The sequence below is a fragment of the Glacieibacterium frigidum genome, from assembly GCF_007097155.1.
Lineage (GTDB): Bacteria > Pseudomonadota > Alphaproteobacteria > Sphingomonadales > Sphingomonadaceae > Glacieibacterium > Glacieibacterium frigidum.
The window spans coordinates 105,480-123,039 of sequence record NZ_VJWA01000002.1 but is presented as its reverse complement, the minus strand read 5'-3'; the positions used below and the strand labels follow the sequence as shown (position 1 = coordinate 123,039).

Below are 17,560 nucleotides of genomic sequence, written 5' to 3'. Positions count from 1 at the left end.
GGCGCGGCGCTGTCGAGGGCGGGCGGCGGGAGGCCGCCCGGTGTCGAGGGCGGGAGGCGGGATGCCGCCCGGTGTGGAGGGCAGGCGGCGGGTTGCCGCAGCCGTGCCGGGCGGCTAGTCGGGGGACCTCGCGCCCGGTTAGGCGGCTGTTAGGGGAATTCGGTGACGCCAGCGATTGTCGCGGGGATGTCGGCGCTCGTCGCGCTGGTCATCTCGCTCGGCGTCGGCCTGCGTGCGCGCTGGCTGGGCACTACGCTCGAGTTGCTCGACTATCCTGATACCGACGGCGGGCGGAAGCGCCATGCCGGGGTGACGCCGCTGGTTGGCGGCATTGCGCTGACCGCGTCGTGCGTCGCGGCGTGCGCGATCAGCCAGTGGCTGCTGCCGATGGGACCGTGGATGAGCCAGCATCTGGCGTGGCTCGGCGCAGCACTGCTGGCGATGTACCTGATCGGCTTCGCCGACGACCGTTTCGCGCTCGGGCCGATCATCCGCCTTGTGCTGACCATCGCGACCCTGGGCGTCGTGCTCGGCTATGCGCCCGATTTTTCGCTGGGGTTCCTGCGGTTTGCCGGCCAGGACAGCGTGTGGACGATGGGCGTCGGCGGCGATGCGTTCGCGCTGCTGTGCCTCGTCGGGCTACTCAACGCGGTCAACATGGCCGACGGCAAGAACGGCATCGTGCTCGGCATGGGGCTGATCTGGACGCTGTCGCTGGCGGCGCGCCTTCCCGCCGCATTCGTGCCCGTGCTCGCCGCCGCGGGCGTCGCGCTGGCGGTGATGTTCGCGTTCAACATGCGTGGCAAACTCTTCATGGGCGACGGCGGCAGCTATGCCCTGTCGGCGCTGTTCGGGCTGCTCGCGATCCTCGCGTACAATAGCGATTTCGCGACGATGCGCGCCGACGACGTCGCGGTGCTGTTCGCGATCCCCGTGTTCGACACAGTGCGGCTGATGGTGATGCGCAAGCTCAACGGCCGCTCGCCGTTCGAGGGCGACCGCGACCATCTCCACCACCACCTCCACGCCTATTTCACCTGGCCCCGCGGCCTGTGGCTCTATCTGGCGCTGGTCGCGGTGCCGAACGCGGGCGCGGTGCTGCTCCCCGGCACGGGGCTGATCTGGCTCGGCATTTCGGCGGTCGCCTACGCCGCGACGCTGGCGCTCACGCGCCTGCCTGCCTTGCCAAGCCCCGCCACCTGACCTAGGTCCGCGCCTTCCCGCGATGGGGCGTCGCCAAGTGGTAAGGCACCGGTTTTTGGTACCGGCATCCGCAGGTTCGAATCCTGCCGCCCCAGCCAACTTCATCTGCCCAGTAATCTGATCACCTGAGCCCCGCTTCATGCGGTGCTGCCCGCCTGCGTTAGCCGTCTCATGTCTGCACAAGAAGTGCGCGATTGACATATATCCGTATCGCGATTATCTAATTTGCAAGATGCATAGAAGGCAGGATGGCGATGGCTTCCCACGGACAGGCTGACTACGCGGTCGGGATCAAGGTCGTCCCGTTGAGTATCATCGACGGGGTGGTCGCGGTGCTGATCGCAGCGGACGACGGGCGGCACGTGCTGCCGGGCGGTGCGCTGCTCGCCGGCGAGACGCTCGAAGGGGCGGCGCAGCGCATCCTTGCCGACGAGGCGCGCATCGATGCGGCCTATGTCGAGCAGCTTTACTCATTCGGTGAACAGCACTCGGTCACCGTCGCCTATGTGGCACTCGTAGCGGGCCAAGGGTTCGCCGCGCCGCTGAAGATCAGCAGCGACCTCGCGCTTGGCGAGGTGATCGTGCCCTGGGCGGGGGAGGCGGGCGGTCCGGTCGAGGTCTGCTCTCCCGGTGGCGAGCAGCTGGCGCTGGCCGCGGGCGAAGCCGAGATCCTGGGCCAGACGATGCTGCGGCTGCGCGGCAAGCTCGATTATTCGGGCGTCGGCTTCGCGCTGCTGCCCGAGCGCTTCACTCTGCGCGAACTGCAGGACGTCCATGAGGCGATCCTGGGTGTCCGCCTCAACAAGCCGGCGTTCCGCCGCCGCATGCTCGACAAGGGGTGGCTGGAGGCGACCGGCGAACGCGAGACCGGCGCCTCGTTCCGGCCTGCCGAACTCTATCGCTACCGTCCGACGAAAGGAGCCTGACATGGCCTATATCAAGAACTTCGGCTTTCTGGCGCAGCTGCGCAGCGACGCCAGCAACCACGTCATCCGCTATCGCAACGGCAAGATCCGCGCGAGCGGCCGCGGCCTGGTGTTCTGGTTCGTTCCCGAGACCAGCAGCATCGCCGAACTGCCGATGGACGACCGCGAGATGACGCTGTTCGTGCGCGGCCGCAGCCAGGATTTCCAGAGCGTTGCGGTGCAAGGCACGCTGGCGTGGCGCGTCGCCGATCCCGTTCGGCTGGCCGAGCGCGTCGATTTCAGCGTCGCGCTCAACACCGGGCGCCACCAAGGCGAGCCGATCGAGCGCATCGAGACCCGGCTCGCCGGCCTGCTCAACCAAGCGACGTCGCAGTATCTCGCCGAGGCCCCGGTGCGCGCGCTGCTCGATGCCGGTCTCGACCCGCTGCGCCTGCGCCTCGAGGCAGCGGTCGGCGCCGACCCGTCGCTGAGCGACCTCGGCATCGCGGTCGTCGCGGTGCGGCTGACCAGCCTCGCACCGTCGAGCGAGCTGGAGCGTGCACTGCAGACGCCGACCTTCGAGGCGCTGCAGCAGAAGGCCGACCAGGCGATGTTCGAACGCCGCGCGCTCGCCGTCGACAAGGAGCGGGCGATTGCCGAGAACGAGCTCGCCAACCGCACCGAACTGGCGCGTCGTGAAAAGCAGCTGATCGCCGAGGAGACCGGCAACGCCCGCGACCGCGCAGTCGGGCTGGCCGAGGCGCAGCAGATCGAGGCCGCGGCCGAGGCCGAGCGCACCCGCACCGTCGAGAGCGCCAATGCCGAGGCCGAGCGCGAGCGGATCGGCATCTATCGCGACTTGCCGCCCGCGGTGCTGCTCGGCCTCGCGGCGCGCGACCTCGCGGGGAAGCTCGACACGATCGAGCACCTGAACGTCACGCCCGACCTGCTCGCGTCGGTGCTCGGCGAGTTCCGCAAGGGCCCGGCGCTGGTCGACGCGCGGTAAGCCATGGCGACGAACAGCCCGCGCGCCGTCTTCGTCGTCCGCGAGACCGACTATGAACTGCTGATCGCGCGCCACGCGACGCGTGAGCAGGCACGCTTCTTCCTCGAAACGCGCGGGCAACGGATTAACGAGGTCGAGCGGCGGCACGGCCAGTTCGAGGCGACGCTGAAGGCCGCACGGGCGGCGGTGCCGGGGGAGTGGCGGCAGGCGCTGGTCCGGCGTGCCGACTTCGACCGATTTCTGTTCGGCCCCCAGGATGTGATCGTCGCGGTCGGGCAGGACGGGCTCGTCGCCAACGTCGCCAAGTATCTGGATGGGCAGCCGGTGCTGGGCATCAATCCCGCGCCCGACCTGTACGACGGCGTGCTGGTGCGCGTGCCGCTCGACCGGCTGTCGCGGGCGCTTCAGGGCGAGGCGCAAGTCGAGGCGCGGACGATGGTCGAGGCGCGGCTCGATACCGGCGAGCGGTTACTGTCGCTCAACGAGATCTTCGTCGGGCACCGCAGCCACCAGTCGGCACGCTACCGGATCGCGGTCGGCGACACGGCCGAAGACCAGTCGTCGAGCGGGCTGATCGTGGCGAGCGGCACCGGCGCGACCGGCTGGGCGCAGTCGATCATGCTGGCGACGGGTGCGAGCATCGTGCTGGCGCCGATGGAGCGGGCGATCGGCTATTTCGTCCGCGAGCCCTTCCCCAGCGTTGCCACAGGCACGACGCTGCGGTCGGGCAAGTTAACGGGCACTGCGCTGGCGGTGACCTCGCGGATGAACGACGGCGGGGTGATCTTCGCCGACGGCATCGAGCAGGACTTCCTGCTCTTCGGCTGGGGCGCGACGGTTAACCTGGCGCCTGCCGACCGCACCCTCCGGCTGGTCACTGCCTAGACAAGTTGCATAACCAGACCTAGACTGCGGACAAGCGGCAGGGAGAACGCGCGTGGTCTATATCCTCGGGGGATGGCAGAGCGATTTTTCGCTCAACTGGACGCGCGAGGGGCTCGATATCGCGGGTGCGTTCACCGAAGCGATGAACGAGGGGCTGGCCGCGACGGGGCTCGAACCCAGGGACATCGAGAGCGGCCATGTCGGCAATTTCGTCGGTGAGCTGTTCGCAGGCCAGGGGCTGCTCGGCGGCTTCTTCGGGCTTGTGCATCCCGATCTCGACGGCCTGCCGACGGCGCGGCACGAGGCGGCATGCGCGAGCGGCAGTGTCGCGATCCTGGCGGCGACGGCGGAGATCGAGGCCGGGCGCTACGACCTCGCGTGCGTGCTCGGCATCGAGCAGATGCGCAACGTGCCTGGGCAGACCGCGGCGGAACACCTCGGCGCGGCGGCGTGGACGGGGTACGAGTTCGCCGACGCGACCTACGTGTGGCCGCGCGCCTTCTCCGACCTGGCGGAGGAATACGACACGCGCCACGGGCTGAAATACGAGCATCTGATGCGCATCGCCGAGATCAATTTCGGCAACGCCAAGCGCAACCCGAATTCGCAGACGCGCAAATATGCGTTCAGCGACAAGAGCTTCACCGCCTGCGACGAGGCCAATCCGGTGGTCGAGGGGCGGACGCGCAAGATGGACTGCGGTCAGGTGACCGACGGCGCGAGCGTCGTCTTCCTCGCCTCCGACAAGCGCGCCGCCGAATATGCTGCGAAGCGCGGCATCCCGCTGTCGAGCCTGTCGCGGATTAGCGGCTGGGGGCATCGCTCGGCACCGATCGGCTACAAGCAGAAGGTCCGCGCCAGCGCCGGGCAGCCGTACGTCTTTCCACAGGTCCGCCGCGCCATCGAGGATGCCCGCGCACGTGCCGGCATCGACCTTGCCAGCATCGACGCGGTCGAGACGCACGACTGCTTCACCGCGACCGAGTACATGGCGATCGATCACCTCGGCCTGACCGCCCCCGGCGAAAGCTGGAAGGCGATCGAGGAGGGGGTCATCGAGATGGGCGGCGCGTGCCCGATCAACCCCTCGGGCGGGCTGATCGGCCTGGGCCACCCCGTCGGCGCGACGGGGGTGCGCATGCTGCTCGACGCGCATAAGCAGGTGACAGGCACCGCGGGCGACTATCAGGTCGAGGGTGCCGAGCGCGTCCAGACGCTCAACATCGGCGGTTCGACGACGACCACGGTCAGCTTCATCGTCGAGCGCGCCGCGGCGTGATCGCGCGCCGTGTCGTGCTCGCCATCCCCGGGCTCGCCGCCCTCCAGCCTGCCTTTGCAAGGACCCGCCGCATGACCCGCATGGAACAGTTTCAAGCCGTGATTGACGGCTGGAAGCGCAAGGACGTCGACTTCGTGCTGTCGCAGATGACCGACGATGTCGTCTGGCACTACGCCGCAGCGATCGCACCGCCCGCGGTCGGCAAGGACGCCGCGCTGAAGTTCATCACCGCGTTCGGCGCCGGCATCGGCGAGGTGCGCTGGCGCATCTTCCACCATGCCGAGGTCGGCGACCGGCTGTTCGTCGAAGGCGTCGACGAATATACGACGGCCGCCGGCGTCGACATCGCGGCGCCCTATGCCGGGGTCATCGAGTTCCGCGGCGACAAGATCAGCGGCTGGCGCGACTATGTCGACCGCGGCGTCATCGAGGCGCAGAAGGCCGGCGGCGGCTGGACGGCGCAGGTCAAGCAGCTGATCGGGCGTCCGGCACAGTGAGCAGCGGCATGGCGGACGACTGGCGGTCCGCCCCGTTCCGGCCGGCGCAGTTCATGTCGGTCGATCTCGACCTGCGCGAGGATGCCGACGGCACGATCCGGCTGCGCAGCAACCACCCGCTTGAAGCGATCGACGCCAATCTGGCGCGCTCGTTCCTGAAGATGGCAGCGGCGAAGGGCGACGCCCCGGCGCTCGCCGAGCGCGGGCCCGACGGGGCTTGGGCGTACACGAGCTTCGCCGAGCTCGCCGCTCAGGTGCAGGCGGCGGCGCAGTGGCTGCTCGACACGCTGCCGCGCGGCAGCGTGCTCGTCGTCATGGCGGAGAACAGCGTCGCGGTCGCAGCGCTCGGCTTCGCGGCGTTCGCGACCGGCACGATCCTGTGTCCGGTCAGCCCGGCCTACGGCGTCGCGGGCGGCGACCATGCGCGGTTGCGGCATGTCTTCGCCAAGACGCGGCCCGCGGCGATCTTCGCCGACCCGAACCCGAAATACGCGGCCGCCCTGGAGGCGATCGGCAGCACGGCGATCGTGATCTCGCGCGACCCCGCACCGTTCGGCGACGCGGTGGCGCTCGCCGATGTCCTCGCAACGACGCCGACCGCTGCTGTCGCCGACGCCATCGCGGCGATCGATACCGACGCCCCCGCCAGCTACATGATGACCTCCGGGTCGACCGGCCTGCCCAAGGTCGTCGAGCAGTCGCTAAGCGCGCTCGCCTCCAACACCGCGCAGGGCATCGGGCTGATCGGCCGCGCGGCGGGGTGGGACGAGACGATGCTCGACTGGCTGCCGTGGCATCACGCCGCGGGCGCCTCGGTGCTGCGCGCCGGGTTGCTGCTTGGCGGCACGCTCCACATCGACGCCGGCAAGCCCGCGCCGGGGCTGTTCGCCACCTCGATCGCCAATCTGCGCGAGCTGAGCGTGCCGTACTTCAACAACGTGCCGCTGGGTTACGCGATGCTCGTCGACGCAATGGACGCCGATACGCAGCTGCGCGACACCTTCTTCGCGAAGATGCGCCTGATGCTCTACGGCGGCGCGGGGCTGCCGCAGCACGTTTATGACCGGCTGCAGGCGCACGCCGTCGCCGCGACCGGGCACCGCGTCCACATGACGACGGGGTACGGCATGACCGAGACGGTATCGGGGTGCTGCGCGATCCATTTCGAGACCGACAAGGTCGGCATCGGGCTGCCGGGGCCCGGTGTCGAATTGAAGCTCGTCCCCAACGGCGCGCGCTACGAGGTGCGGATGCGCGGGCCGATGCTGATGCGGTCGTACCTCGACGAGCCCGACAAGACCGCGTCGGTGTTCGACGAGGAGGGCTATTACCGCACCGGCGACATGGCGGTGTTCCACGACCGCGCGGCGCCCGAACAGGGCCTCGCCTTCGCGGGCCGCATGGCGGAGGAGTTCAAGCTCAGCAATGGCACCTGGGTCTATGGCGGGCAGCTGCGCGAGGCGCTGCTCAAGGCGCTGGCGCCGCTCGTCGCCGAGCTCGTCGTCGCGGACGACAGCCGGCCGTTCCTGACGCTACTAGCGTGGCCGAAGCAGGGTGCGCCCGACGACGCGTTCGACCAGATCGTCGAACGTTTGCGCGAGTTCAACGCGACCCAGCGCGGTGCCTCGGCGACGGTGCGCCGCGTGGCGCTGTTCGACCGGCCGCCCGCCGCCGACGCTAACGAGATTTCGGACAAGGGCACGATCAACCGCCGCGCGGTGCTCGATAACCGCAGCGATCTGGTCGACGCGCTGTACGCGGAGCCGCCGGAGGCGGGCGTCCGCGAAATCTAGGGGGATGACATGAACGCCGCGACCTTGCTCGCCATCAACGCGCTGATCCTCGTCGGCTGCTTCGTCCTGCTCTGGGCGATCTGCTTGAAGACGCGCGACGTGACGCCGGTCGACAGCTTCTGGGCGTTCGGCATGGTCATCATGGGGCTGACGAGCTTCGCGCTCACCGACGGGCTGTACGAGCGCAAGCTGCTGCTGCTCGGCCTGTGCGCGCTGTGGGGGGTGCGGCTGGGCAGCTATATGGTCTGGCGCTGGCGCAGCCACGGCAGCGACCGGCGCTATGTCGCGCTGCTCGGCAAGGCCGAGGCGAAGAAGGGCTGGGGCTTCGGCAAGGCGTCGGCGCTGCTGGTCTTCGCGACGCAGGCGCCGCTGCTGTTCATCGTCTGCCTGCCCGTCCAGCTGGGGCAGGTCGCGGCCGGTCCGCCGCTGGGCGCGCTGGCGGTTGCCGGTGCAGCGCTCGCGCTGTTCGGCGTGGCGTTCGAGAGCATCGGCGACGCGCAGCTGGTGGCGTTCAAGCGCAACCCCGCCAACGCCGGCAAGGTGATGCAGTCGGGCCTGTGGCGCTTCACCCGCCACCCGAACTACTTCGGCGATGCCTGCGCGTGGTGGGGCATCTACCTCGTCGCTGCCGAGACCGCGCCCGGGGTCTGGTCGTTCATCGGCCCGGCGCTGCTGACCTGGACCCTGATGAAATGGTCGGGCGCACCGACGGTCGAGAACAAGATGCGCAAGCAGAAGCCCGAGTACGCCGAGTATATGCGCCGCACCTCGGGCTTCGTGCCGATGCCGCCGCGGGCCTAGCGCCCGAACGACCGCAGCTGCGCGCCCTTCGCCGAGTCGAGATATTCGTCGAGGCGGGTGATCAGCCCGTTCTCCATCTTCACGACCACGCACGCGTCCATCGCCCATCTCGTGCCGTCGGGAAGCGTCGCCGACAGGATGTGCTGCTGGACGAAGCCGTCCTTCAGCGCCTCGACGCGCTGCACGTGATAGTGGCGGTCGGGCAGGGTGCGGATGAACCAGTTGAGCACCTTGATATTGTCGTCGATCGTCTGCTCGATGCCGTCGGTGTTGTGCCAGATCTTGGCATCGGGGGCGTAGCAGGCGCGCATCGCCTCGGCGTCGCCGGCCTGGATGTGCGCGACGAAGCGCTTGGCGAAGTCGAGGATTTCCTGCTCGGTCATGTCCGTCTCCTGTCGGAAAGGCGTGCGAACGCAGCATCGTAGCCGCGCTCGAGTTCGTCGACGATTGCCGCGACCGGTTCCTCCGCCGTGACGGCGTGCAGGCCCTGTCCCGCCGCCCACAGGTCGCGCCACTTCGCGGTCGGCTCGCCGCCATAGTTGCGGGGCGGCGCTGCACCCAGGTTGCCGACGTCGTACCCCGCGGCGGTCAGCGAGGGCTTCAGCCACGACGCGGCGGTGCCGGTAATCGCCGGGCTGACGACCAGATCCTCGGCACCCGCGGCGATGACCATCGCCTTGTAGGCGTCGCTCGCCATGCTCTCGCGCGCGGCGAGGAAGCGCGTGCCCATGTAGACGAGGTCCGCGCCGGCCGCGACCGAGCCCGCCACCGCGCCGCCGTCGGCGATGCCCCCGCCGACGCAGACAATCCCGTCGAAGAAGCTGCGCAGCACCGACACGAAGGCGAAGGGCGACAGGCTGCCGGTGTGTCCGCCTGCGCCGCTCGCGACCGCGACGAGGCCGTCGGCACCGGCCGCCGCCGCCTTGCGCCCGAGCGCCTCGGTCGTCACGTCGGCAAGGACGAGCCCGCCATAGGCATGCACCGCGGCGATCGCCGGCGCCGGGCTGCCGAGCGCCGTGATGACCACAGGCGGGCGATGCTTGGCGACGAGCGCGAGGTCGTCCGCCAGCCGCGCGTTCGACGAGTGGGTGACGAGGTTCGCCGCCCACAGGCCGGGCGCGCCGGCGGTCTCGGCGACGATCCGCGTCATCCACGCGTCGAGCTCTTCGGCCGTGCGACAGTTGGGCGTCGGGAACGACCCGACGATGCCGGCGCGCGCCGCGGCGATGACGATGTCGGGGCCCGACACGAGGAACATCGGTGCCGCGACGACGGGCAGGCGAAGCCTAGCGAGCAGCGCGCTCACCGCAGCCGCTCCACGATCATCGCCGCGCCGACCCCGTTCGCGCCGGTGACGACGACCATGCCTAGCGTGCCGTCCGCCGCATCCAGCGCGTCGAGCAGGGTCGACAACAGGATCGCCCCCGTCGCGCCCATCGGGTGGCCCTTGGCGAGGTGCCCGCCCGAGACATTGACGCGGTCCGGATCGACCGGACAGTCGCGCATGAATTTGGCGATGGTCACCGCGAAAGCCTCCATGAACTCGATGCGGTCGAGGTCGCGCAATCCCAGCTCGGCGCGCGCCAGCGCGCGGTTCATCGCGGTGAAGCCCGCGGTGAGCGAGTCGCGCGGGTCGCCGCCGGCTTCCGCATAGGCGAGGATGCGCGCCCGCGCCCCCTCGCCGTTGCGGCCGATCAGCGCGAGGCCGGCGCCGTCGGTCATCGGCGGCGCGTGCGCGACGGTGTGGCGATGTTCGATCGTCGCGCCGCCGAGCGCCTCGACATAGCCGGCGGCCATCGCGGCGAAGGCGGGCGGCATCTTGGCGAGCGCTTCGGGCGTGGTTGCGCGCGGCGCTTCCTCGCGGTCCAGCCCGCCGATCGCGATGCGCGATGCGATCAGCGCGGGCGTGTCCTCGGCAGCGGCAGCCCGCGCCTGCGAGGTCGCGGCAACCCGGTCGAGCGCCTCGCGGTCGATCCGTTCCTTGACTGCGAGCAGGTCGGCGGCGACCGCGACGGGGATGTAGCGCCGCCGCGGTGCGAAGTCGGTCGCCTCGTAATAGTCAGCCTTGTCGGCCATGAACGGCACGCGCGACATCATCTCGACACCGCCCGCTAGCGCCCGGTCGATCTGCCCCGCCGCGACTGCCGCTGCCGCCTGGCCGATCGCGCTCAGCCCCGACGCGCAATAATTGTTGAGGCTGTGCGGCGCGACGCGGTCGGGCAGGCCGCACGCCAGCTTGGCGACCATGCCGATATGCCCGCCCTGCGCGCCGATCTGCCCGACGCAGCCCAATGTCAGCTGGTCGACCGCGCGCGGGTCGTTGCCGCGCGCGCCGATCGCCGCCGCGAGATGAGCCACGAGGCCGTGCGGCGTCTCCTGTGCCAGTCCGCCGTCGGGCCGTGCCTTGCCGCGCGGGGTACGCACGGCGTCGAAGATGAGGACGTTCATGCGGCTTTCCACGCGGCGGGCGGGTGATAGGCGAACAGGCCGGGCGGCGCTGCGATGACATCGGGAATGGCGCGCATCGCCACCGCGATCACCGCGTCGGTCAGCGCGCGCGACGGCGGAGCGGCAGGGTCGCGCTCCGAAATGTCCATAGTCATGCGGATCGTCGGGCGGCCGTCGATGACGATGTTCCAGTGCCCGAGCCGGTCGGGGCCGTGCAGCCCAGTGTCGGCGGTCCACAGGATCGACAGCAGCAGCTCGGGGCCCGCGGCGGTGCTTGCCGTCCATCGCCATTCGGTCGCGGCGACCTGGCCGGCGGCGATCGTGCCCGCGCCGATGGTGATCGGCTTGGGCGCCAGCGTCAGGCGGTGGTCGGCGACGATGCCGGTGACGTGGCTGCCCAAATTGGCCGCCGCGAAGTGCAGCACCTCCGAGAACAGCGTGCCGTACAGCGTCGCGAGCGGCCCCTCGCGGATGTCGGCGACTGACGGATCGCTGCCGAAGCCCATCAGCCCGAAGACGAATTCGGGCGACGTCATCGCCGAAGCGTCGACGGTCTCGAAGACCGAGACGCGGTCGAGGTCCTGGCACATCGCCGTCGCCGCCAGCGCGATGCGCTCGACGACCAGCCCCGGGTTGATGCCGACGCCCGCCAGGGTCACGCCGCCAGCCACCGCCGCATCGTGCAGCCGCGCGACATAGTCGGGCCCGTGCGCCTGCGGCCAATGAAAGCCCGCGGTCGACACGACATTCTTGCCCGACCGCAGCAGCGCCACGACATCGTCGACGAGCGCGTCGTAGGGGAGGGTGATGCGCGGTGTGTGGAGCACGACATCGGCGTCGAGCGCGAGGATCGCCGCGCGGTCGTTGGTCGCCAGCACGCCCGTCGCGGGCCGCCGCGCCAGCTCGCCCGCGTCGCGCCCGGCCTTGGCCGCGCCATAGACGTAGACGCCTGCCAGTTCATGCGCGGGATCGTCGAGGATGCGGCGCAACGCCGTCCGCCCCATCGATCCGGTCGCCCATTGCACGACGCGCGCCATCGGTGTCCTGTCCCCCCGTTTTGGCGACGCTAGCCAACTTGCCGGGACGTGTCAGTATAATTATGAAAGTTACACCGAGAGGACGACCTGCATGTTTCTGACCCCTGCCGACCGCGTGCGAGACTATGAGGCACGCGGCCTGTGGGCGGGCGAGAGCGTCGATGCGATGCTGCGCCGCGCGGTCGCTGCGGGCGGTGACGCCGAGACGCTGATCGACCCCGTCAACCGCCGCGATCTCGACGGAAAGAAGCCCGAACGGCTGAGCTGGCGCGCCGTCGATGCGCGCGTCGATGCGCTGGCGGCGGCGCTTCTCGACCACGGGTTGCGAAAGGACGACATCGTCGTCTCTCAGCTGCCCAACACGGTGGACGCGGTGCTGCTCTTCCTCGCCTGCGCGCGCCTCGGGCTGATCCTGTCCCCGGTCGTCATGCAGTATCGCACACACGAACTCGCGCACGTCGTCGAGCGCACCGCGCCGCGCGCTTTCGTCACCGTGCCGCGTTTCGGCGGCTTCGACCATGCGGCGCTGGCGGGCACGCTGGGCGTGCCCGTCCTGCTGTTCGACGACCTGCACGGCGGCGACCCCGCGGCGGTCGCGGCGTACACGGCGGCCAACCCCACGGTCGGGGCCGAGGTGCTGACGATCTGCTGGACCTCGGGGACCGAGGCACGGCCCAAGGGCGTGCCGCGCGACCACAACCACTGGACGCTGAACGGCGATCTGGTCGCGCAGGCGACCGGCATGCTGCCGGGCGACACGCTGCTCAACCCGTTTCCGCTGGTCAACATCGGGTCGATCGGCGGGCTCGTCATGCCGTGGCTGGCGCTGCCGGCGAAGAAGCTCGTCCTCCACCACCCCTTCGACCTCGGCATCTTCCTGCGGCAGATTGCGGGCGAGGGCGTCAGCTACACGATCGCGCCGCCCGCGGTGCTGACGGCCCTGCTCAAGCAACCGGCGCTCCTCGCCAGTGTCGACATCAGTTCGATGCGCGCCATCGGCTCGGGCTCGGCACCGCTGTCGCCGTGGCTGATAGGCGGGTGGAAGGAGCAGTATGGCATCGACATCGCCAACATCTTCGGGTCGAACGAGGGCGCGTCGCTGGTCTCGAGCGCCGTCGACGTCCCCGACACCGCCGACCGCGCGCGCTTCTTCCCGCGCTTCGGCGCCGAGGGGCAGGACTGGGGTGGCATCATCGGCCGCTCGCTGCGCACCCGGCTGGTCGGCGACGATGGCTCAGTGGTGACCGAGCCCGGCATCGCCGGCGAGATGCGGATCAGCGGTGCCACGACCTTTGGCGGCTACTGGCGCTCGCCCGAGCTGACTGCGACCGCCTTCGACGCCGACGGCTGGTTCCGCACCGGCGACCTGTTCGAGATCGCAGGCGACGGCGAGCTGTCGCGCTTCTATCGCTTCGTCGGCCGGTCGAAGGAGATCATCGTGCGTGGCGGCGTCAACATCTCGCCCGCCGAACTAGACGACCTGCTGGCGGGCATGCCGCAGGTCCGCGAGGCCGCCACCGTCGGCATCCCCGACGACGACCTGGGCGAGCGCATCGCCGTCGCCGTCGTCCCCCACGACGGCGCGACCCCGACCCTCGACGACGTCAAGGCGTGGCTGCGCGGCCAGGGGGTGGCGATCTTCAAATCCCCCGAACGGCTGGTCTGCGTCGACCGCCTGCCGCGCAATGCGATGAACAAGGTGGTGCGAGCGGACTTGCGCGAGATGGTGCTGGCGGCGCTTAGCGACCGGTCGTCAGTCCCTCGATCAGCTTGAGCGTCTGCTGACCCTCCGGCCTTCCCGGATTGATGATGCGGAAGTGATAGGGTTTGGCGGGCGTATAGACTTCGACCGTATCGCCCGTCGCCTTCGCCTTGGCGATATAGTCTGTCATGCCCTCGGCCAGCGCGGCGGGGACAAAGCCCTGCCGCATGCCGAGTGGCAGCCGCGCGCCCGGATCGACCTCGGCATAGCGACGCGGAAACTGCGCGGGAGTACCGCCGATCAAGGGCACGATGACGGGTTCGTTGCACTCCTCCTTGTCGCGCCCGACGAAAGGTGCCAGCGCGGCCGGCCCGTCGATCACGATGACCGCCGCCGGCTTGAACGGATTGCCCCCCCTGATTTCGCTGTCCGCGGGAAGCCGGGACCGCGACGCAGCCCAGAGCGCGAAATGTGCCCCCGACGAGTGGCCGACGAACGAGACGCGGCTGAGGTCGACCGGATATTTCCGGGCGATGTCGCGGACCATGTCGGCACCCTTGGCGATATCGAGGTAGGTGTTCGGCCAGCCGGCTCCGGCATCGCCCAGTTTCCGGTACTCGACATTGAGCGTGGCGATGCCGCGCTTAGTGAGGGCGTCGGCTACCGGCGCGATTCCGCCCTTATCGTCGATCTTCGTCAGGAAGCAGCCACCATGAAAGACGACAGCCAGCGGAAACGGCCCTTTGCCGGCGGGCATCCGCAGATCGGCGACCTGCATCGGCGACGAGCCGTAGCGGATCTGCGCGGTCGGCTCGCTAACCGGCAGCCGATGCAGCGCGGGCGGCCCATTGGTCTGCCAACTGTACATGAACATCGCGAACGGATAGGCGGCGAACAGCGCTGCGCCGATGCCGGCGATCAACGCCCCCCACGCCAAGCGCTTAGTCACAGGCTTCATCAGTCATCCCCCCGGCTGTAGGAACACGGGTAAGGGCTCGGTGCGAGACCCACAAGGCCTGGGCTGGCGTTGCGCCAGTAACGATCGAGAATTCGGCATGGTCATCGCCGTCGCCGTCGCCGACACGACAGAGGGTACCCATTGCCCGACAACTTCGCGTGTGCTGGTAGATCGTCGCATGCAAACCCGCGTCACGGTCATCAGCGATACGCACTGGCGGCATGACGATATCGCCCTGCCCGCCGGCGATCTGCTGATCCATTGCGGCGACATGTTCAATCTCTCGACCCGGGCGCCGCAACAGGTCCGGGCGATGGACGAATGGTTCGGGCGGCAGAAGTTCGAGCGCATCCTCTGCACGGGCGGCAATCACGATCGCCTGCTCGAGGCCGAACTGACGCGGGGCGCGCAGCCGTTCCGGAACGCGCAGTTCGTGATGGACGAGATCGTCGAGTATCGCGGGCTCAGGATTTTCGGCGCGCCGTGGGTCCCGGAACTGCGGACCCATGCCTTCTACCGCGACCGGTCGAGTCTCGCCGATGCCTGGGCGCGGGTGCCGTCCGGGATCGACATCCTGATCACTCACACCCCGCCGAGGGGCGTTCTCGACACGTCCAGCCGGGGCCGGTCGCTGGGCTGCGAAGCCCTCGCCGGCGAGTTGCAGCGCATCGCGCCGCGCGTCCATTGCTTCGGCCATGTCCACGCGGGTGCCGGCCGTCGGCAGGTTGGCGGAACGCTCTTCATCAACGCGGCGTCCTACGACGGCGACACCGGCGCCATGCGGCCTGCTGCGATCTTCACCCTGTCGTCCGGCACCGGGGCTCAGCCCATGTCGTGGGCATCACGACTGGCGCGACGCTGGCTGCCCGCCCGCCCGCGATAGTACGCCCGTTCTAGGCCGCAGCCTGCAAGGCCGCGATCTTCGCCGCGCGCGCCGCCGCCAGCACGGGGCGGTCGACCCAATGCGCGTGGGTGCCGCTGGAGATCTTGTGGGGCAGGGCGATGCGGCAGACCGGGCCGTCGGCGAAGCGCTTGGCGTCGATCAGGATGCACTCCGACGTGCCGCGATTCTCGTCGATGATGAAGCTGACGATATAGCCGTCGTCCTCGTCGGTCGCGCCGATGCGCGGTGCGAAAGGGGCTTCGGAGGCGTAGCGGCCCTGGTTCAGCCGGACCTCGATCGCCTCGCCGGTGTCGAGGTCGTGCTTGACGAAGCCTTCGAACAGGAACCAGCCGGGCTTGGCCAGCGTCGAATAGACGTAGCGGTATTTCCGCCCCGAGAACTTCTGATTGATCATCCCGAACTCGACCGTGCGGTCGTCGAGCCGCTCCTCCTTCGTCGTCCCGTCCGCCAGGTTGAAGCGCCAGCGGTGCAGCCGCGTTTCCATGCTGTGCTGGTCGAGATAGGCCATCAGGTGCCCGTGCGCGCCGGCGTCGGCGAGGGGCTTGGGCGTCGGGTTGGTCTGGAAATAGCCGTCGACGACGACCTCGTCGCCTTCCTCGTATGCGTTCAAGAAATGCAGCACATAGGTCGGTGCCGCCTCGAACCAGCGAATGTCCTCGGTCCTGCCGTGACGCGGCACGAGGGCGAAGCGGGCGGGGACGTCCTCGTGCAGGCGCACCGCGTGGACGTTGCGATTCTTCAGCAGTTCCTGATCCCAGAACACCGGCAGGTCGTTGAGAATCGACCAGTTCTGGCTGAAGATCATGTCGTGCGGCAGGCGCGGCCCCGGCAGCGGCACGGGGATATAGTTGGTCAGCTTGCCCGCCGCGTCGACGACGCCGTAGTGCATGTAGGGCGCGTGCTTCGAATAGTTGAAGAACATCAGCTCGCCGGTCGCCTCGTCGACCTTGGGGTGCGCCGAGATGCCGTCCAAGGGCACCCAGGGCGCGACGCCCTCGCTCTCGAGCGTCTCGGGGTCGAGGACATAGCCCTCGCCGCACTGGTAGAAGGTGGCGATCGCCTTGCCGGCGTGGACGACGACGTCGGTCGAGGCGGTGTCCTTGAGCCCGCCGTGCGCTCCGAAACCGGGGCGCTTCGAGACGTTCGGCCCGTCCATCAGCCCGCCCCACAGCGCGGCCCCGGCGATCTGCTCGGCCTCGAAGCCGCGGGTGCGGATGAAGCGGTTGCGGTAGGTCGCGACGCCGTCCTTGAAGCTGATCTGGTGGATCATGCCGTCGCCGTCGAACGGGTGGTGGCGGCCGAGCGGCTGGTGGACCTGGTTCTCGGTATTGCGCAGATAGATGCCGTCGATGTCTGTCGGGATTGTCCCCTCGATGACGTCGAGGTCGACGGCGTTCACTTCCTCGAACAACGGCGTCCACGCGCCGGTCAGATAGGGGTGATTGCTCGGCTGGAGCGTCGATTTGATCGGCGGAAGCTTCTCGACTTGCATGGTCACGATGTTCACCGGTTCAGCGATTGACGCACACGTAAAGGAGAGGGTCCGGTTGCGCAAGCGTGGCAGCAGCACGGTTGACGCGTCATCGATACGGCTGCACAACCGGCTTTCATAAAGATACTTGGGGAGCGCGTGCGATGATCTCGAAGCACTGGACGATCGCGGCGGCGCTGCTGGTCGCGCTGCCCGCCGCCATCGCGGCCAAGGATAGCACAAAACCGAAGGAAAGCGCTGTGGCACAGGATCCGAATGTCGCCGTCGTGATGGAAATGATCGCCGCGTGGGATGCGCGCGACGGCGACAAGATCGCCGACATGTTCACCGAGGACGGCGTGCTCCACTCGATGATGATCGCGCCGATCAAGGGCCGCGAGGCGATCCGCCCGCGCATGAAGTTCCTGGTCGACAACGCCAGCCACATGAAGATCACGCCGCGCACCATCGCGGTGACGGGCAACACGGTGTTCCTGGAGCGCACCGACAGCTTCACCTTCAAGGGACACAAGGGGTCGGTGCCGGTGGTCGGCGTTCTCGAGATTCGCGACGGCAAGGTCGCCGAGTGGCGCGAATATTACGACCGCAAGGAGCTGCTCGAGGCGATGGGCGTCAAGGGGGACTTCTGACCGTCGCCGCCGCCACGGGCG

The 17,560-nt window shown here is 69.1% G+C and carries 17 protein-coding genes and 1 tRNA gene; 12 read left to right on the top strand and 6 right to left on the bottom strand.

The window, feature by feature from the left end:
- The first annotated feature begins 162 nt into the window (after positions 1 to 162).
- The 9 genes from FMM06_RS10080 (at position 163) to FMM06_RS10040 (ending at position 8,369) form a co-directional block, all read left to right on the top strand.
- Positions 163 to 1,203, top strand: coding sequence for a glycosyltransferase family 4 protein (locus FMM06_RS10080; RefSeq protein ID WP_144237279.1), 1,041 nt, complete (start codon positions 163 to 165; stop codon positions 1,201 to 1,203).
- A 23-nt stretch (positions 1,204 to 1,226) separates the two neighbouring features.
- Positions 1,227 to 1,301, top strand: a tRNA-Gln gene (locus FMM06_RS10075).
- A 156-nt stretch (positions 1,302 to 1,457) separates the two neighbouring features.
- Positions 1,458 to 2,129 carry an NUDIX hydrolase gene (locus tag FMM06_RS10070; RefSeq protein ID WP_235889267.1) on the top strand — a complete coding sequence of 224 codons (672 nt, stop codon included), beginning with the start codon at positions 1,458 to 1,460 and terminating at the stop codon, positions 2,127 to 2,129.
- A 1-nt stretch (position 2,130) separates the two neighbouring features.
- Positions 2,131 to 3,114 (top strand): SPFH domain-containing protein, encoded by a 984-nt coding sequence (locus FMM06_RS10065; RefSeq protein ID WP_144237277.1) that lies wholly within the window; start codon positions 2,131 to 2,133, stop codon positions 3,112 to 3,114.
- Positions 3,115 to 3,117: 3 nt separating this feature from the next.
- Complete coding sequence (locus FMM06_RS10060; RefSeq protein ID WP_144237276.1) at positions 3,118 to 3,999, top strand: NAD(+)/NADH kinase; 882 nt, start codon at positions 3,118 to 3,120, stop codon at positions 3,997 to 3,999.
- 52 nt (positions 4,000 to 4,051) lie between these two features.
- A complete protein-coding gene (locus tag FMM06_RS10055; protein WP_144237275.1) occupies positions 4,052 to 5,278 on the top strand; it encodes an acetyl-CoA acetyltransferase in 1,227 nt (408 codons plus the stop codon).
- On the top strand, positions 5,275 to 5,775 hold the full coding sequence (locus tag FMM06_RS10050; RefSeq protein ID WP_235889266.1) for a nuclear transport factor 2 family protein: 501 nt from the start codon (positions 5,275 to 5,277) through the stop codon (positions 5,773 to 5,775). Before FMM06_RS10055 ends, FMM06_RS10050 begins: the two co-directional genes overlap by 4 nt.
- Before the next feature lie 8 nt (positions 5,776 to 5,783).
- Positions 5,784 to 7,568: an AMP-binding protein gene (locus FMM06_RS10045; protein WP_144237274.1), complete on the top strand. Its 1,785-nt coding sequence runs from the start codon at positions 5,784 to 5,786 to the stop codon at positions 7,566 to 7,568.
- A gap of 9 nt (positions 7,569 to 7,577) precedes the next feature.
- Complete coding sequence (locus FMM06_RS10040) at positions 7,578 to 8,369, top strand: DUF1295 domain-containing protein (protein WP_144237273.1); 792 nt, start codon at positions 7,578 to 7,580, stop codon at positions 8,367 to 8,369.
- On the opposite strand, the gene FMM06_RS10035 is transcribed toward FMM06_RS10040, so the two are convergent.
- From FMM06_RS10035 to FMM06_RS10020, 4 genes are read right to left on the bottom strand one after another with little or no spacing between them, the layout of a single operon-like run.
- Complete coding sequence (locus FMM06_RS10035) at positions 8,366 to 8,752, bottom strand: nuclear transport factor 2 family protein (RefSeq protein WP_144237272.1); 387 nt, start codon at positions 8,750 to 8,752, stop codon at positions 8,366 to 8,368. The genes FMM06_RS10040 and FMM06_RS10035 overlap by 4 nt on opposite strands.
- Positions 8,749 to 9,675 (bottom strand): NAD(P)H-dependent flavin oxidoreductase, encoded by a 927-nt coding sequence (locus FMM06_RS10030; protein WP_235889265.1) that lies wholly within the window; start codon positions 9,673 to 9,675, stop codon positions 8,749 to 8,751. Before FMM06_RS10030 ends, FMM06_RS10035 begins: the two co-directional genes overlap by 4 nt.
- Positions 9,672 to 10,817 carry a thiolase family protein gene (locus tag FMM06_RS10025; protein ID WP_144237271.1) on the bottom strand — a complete coding sequence of 382 codons (1,146 nt, stop codon included), beginning with the start codon at positions 10,815 to 10,817 and terminating at the stop codon, positions 9,672 to 9,674. The genes FMM06_RS10030 and FMM06_RS10025 overlap by 4 nt, the downstream gene beginning before the upstream one ends.
- Complete coding sequence (locus tag FMM06_RS10020; RefSeq protein ID WP_144237270.1) at positions 10,814 to 11,854, bottom strand: NAD(P)H-dependent amine dehydrogenase family protein; 1,041 nt, start codon at positions 11,852 to 11,854, stop codon at positions 10,814 to 10,816. The genes FMM06_RS10025 and FMM06_RS10020 overlap by 4 nt, the downstream gene beginning before the upstream one ends.
- Positions 11,855 to 11,945: 91 nt before the next feature.
- Here FMM06_RS10020 and FMM06_RS10015 point away from each other — a divergent pair, with 91 nt between their 5' ends.
- Positions 11,946 to 13,628 (top strand): class I adenylate-forming enzyme family protein, encoded by a 1,683-nt coding sequence (locus FMM06_RS10015; RefSeq protein WP_144237269.1) that lies wholly within the window; start codon positions 11,946 to 11,948, stop codon positions 13,626 to 13,628.
- On the opposite strand, the gene FMM06_RS10010 is transcribed toward FMM06_RS10015, so the two are convergent.
- A complete protein-coding gene (locus tag FMM06_RS10010) occupies positions 13,594 to 14,514 on the bottom strand; it encodes an alpha/beta hydrolase (RefSeq protein ID WP_144237268.1) in 921 nt (306 codons plus the stop codon). The two genes, FMM06_RS10015 and FMM06_RS10010, sit on opposite strands and share 35 nt — an antisense overlap.
- A 97-nt stretch (positions 14,515 to 14,611) precedes the next feature.
- Between FMM06_RS10010 and FMM06_RS10005 the strand changes: the two genes are divergently transcribed.
- Entirely contained in the window at positions 14,612 to 15,397 is a 786-nt protein-coding gene (locus FMM06_RS10005) for a metallophosphatase domain-containing protein (protein ID WP_185965142.1), read from the top strand.
- A gap of 10 nt (positions 15,398 to 15,407) precedes the next feature.
- Here FMM06_RS10005 and FMM06_RS10000 read toward each other — a convergent pair whose 3' ends face one another.
- Positions 15,408 to 16,910, bottom strand: a complete 1,503-nt coding sequence (locus FMM06_RS10000) for a carotenoid oxygenase family protein (RefSeq protein WP_144335430.1) — start codon at positions 16,908 to 16,910, stop codon at positions 15,408 to 15,410.
- 143 nt (positions 16,911 to 17,053) lie between these two features.
- Here FMM06_RS10000 and FMM06_RS09995 point away from each other — a divergent pair, with 143 nt between their 5' ends.
- Positions 17,054 to 17,539 carry an SgcJ/EcaC family oxidoreductase gene (locus tag FMM06_RS09995; RefSeq protein WP_144237266.1) on the top strand — a complete coding sequence of 162 codons (486 nt, stop codon included), beginning with the start codon at positions 17,054 to 17,056 and terminating at the stop codon, positions 17,537 to 17,539.
- The last annotated feature ends 21 nt before the right edge of the window (positions 17,540 to 17,560 follow it).

Coding starts and splice junctions, on each gene's coding strand:
- FMM06_RS10070 (WP_235889267.1), top strand. CDS start 1,458: ATGGCTTCCCACGGACAGGCTGACTACGCGGTCGGGATCAAGGTCGTC.
- FMM06_RS10065 (WP_144237277.1), top strand. CDS start 2,131: ATGGCCTATATCAAGAACTTCGGCTTTCTGGCGCAGCTGCGCAGCGAC.
- FMM06_RS10060 (WP_144237276.1), top strand. CDS start 3,118: ATGGCGACGAACAGCCCGCGCGCCGTCTTCGTCGTCCGCGAGACCGAC.
- FMM06_RS10045 (WP_144237274.1), top strand. CDS start 5,784: ATGGCGGACGACTGGCGGTCCGCCCCGTTCCGGCCGGCGCAGTTCATG.
- FMM06_RS10040 (WP_144237273.1), top strand. CDS start 7,578: ATGAACGCCGCGACCTTGCTCGCCATCAACGCGCTGATCCTCGTCGGC.
- FMM06_RS10035 (WP_144237272.1), bottom strand. CDS start 8,752: ATGACCGAGCAGGAAATCCTCGACTTCGCCAAGCGCTTCGTCGCGCAC.
- FMM06_RS10025 (WP_144237271.1), bottom strand. CDS start 10,817: ATGAACGTCCTCATCTTCGACGCCGTGCGTACCCCGCGCGGCAAGGCA.
- FMM06_RS10020 (WP_144237270.1), bottom strand. CDS start 11,854: ATGGCGCGCGTCGTGCAATGGGCGACCGGATCGATGGGGCGGACGGCG.
- FMM06_RS10015 (WP_144237269.1), top strand. CDS start 11,946: ATGTTTCTGACCCCTGCCGACCGCGTGCGAGACTATGAGGCACGCGGC.
- FMM06_RS10010 (WP_144237268.1), bottom strand. CDS start 14,514: ATGAAGCCTGTGACTAAGCGCTTGGCGTGGGGGGCGTTGATCGCCGGC.
- FMM06_RS10005 (WP_185965142.1), top strand. CDS start 14,612: ATGGTCATCGCCGTCGCCGTCGCCGACACGACAGAGGGTACCCATTGC.
- FMM06_RS10000 (WP_144335430.1), bottom strand. CDS start 16,910: ATGCAAGTCGAGAAGCTTCCGCCGATCAAATCGACGCTCCAGCCGAGC.
- FMM06_RS09995 (WP_144237266.1), top strand. CDS start 17,054: ATGATCTCGAAGCACTGGACGATCGCGGCGGCGCTGCTGGTCGCGCTG.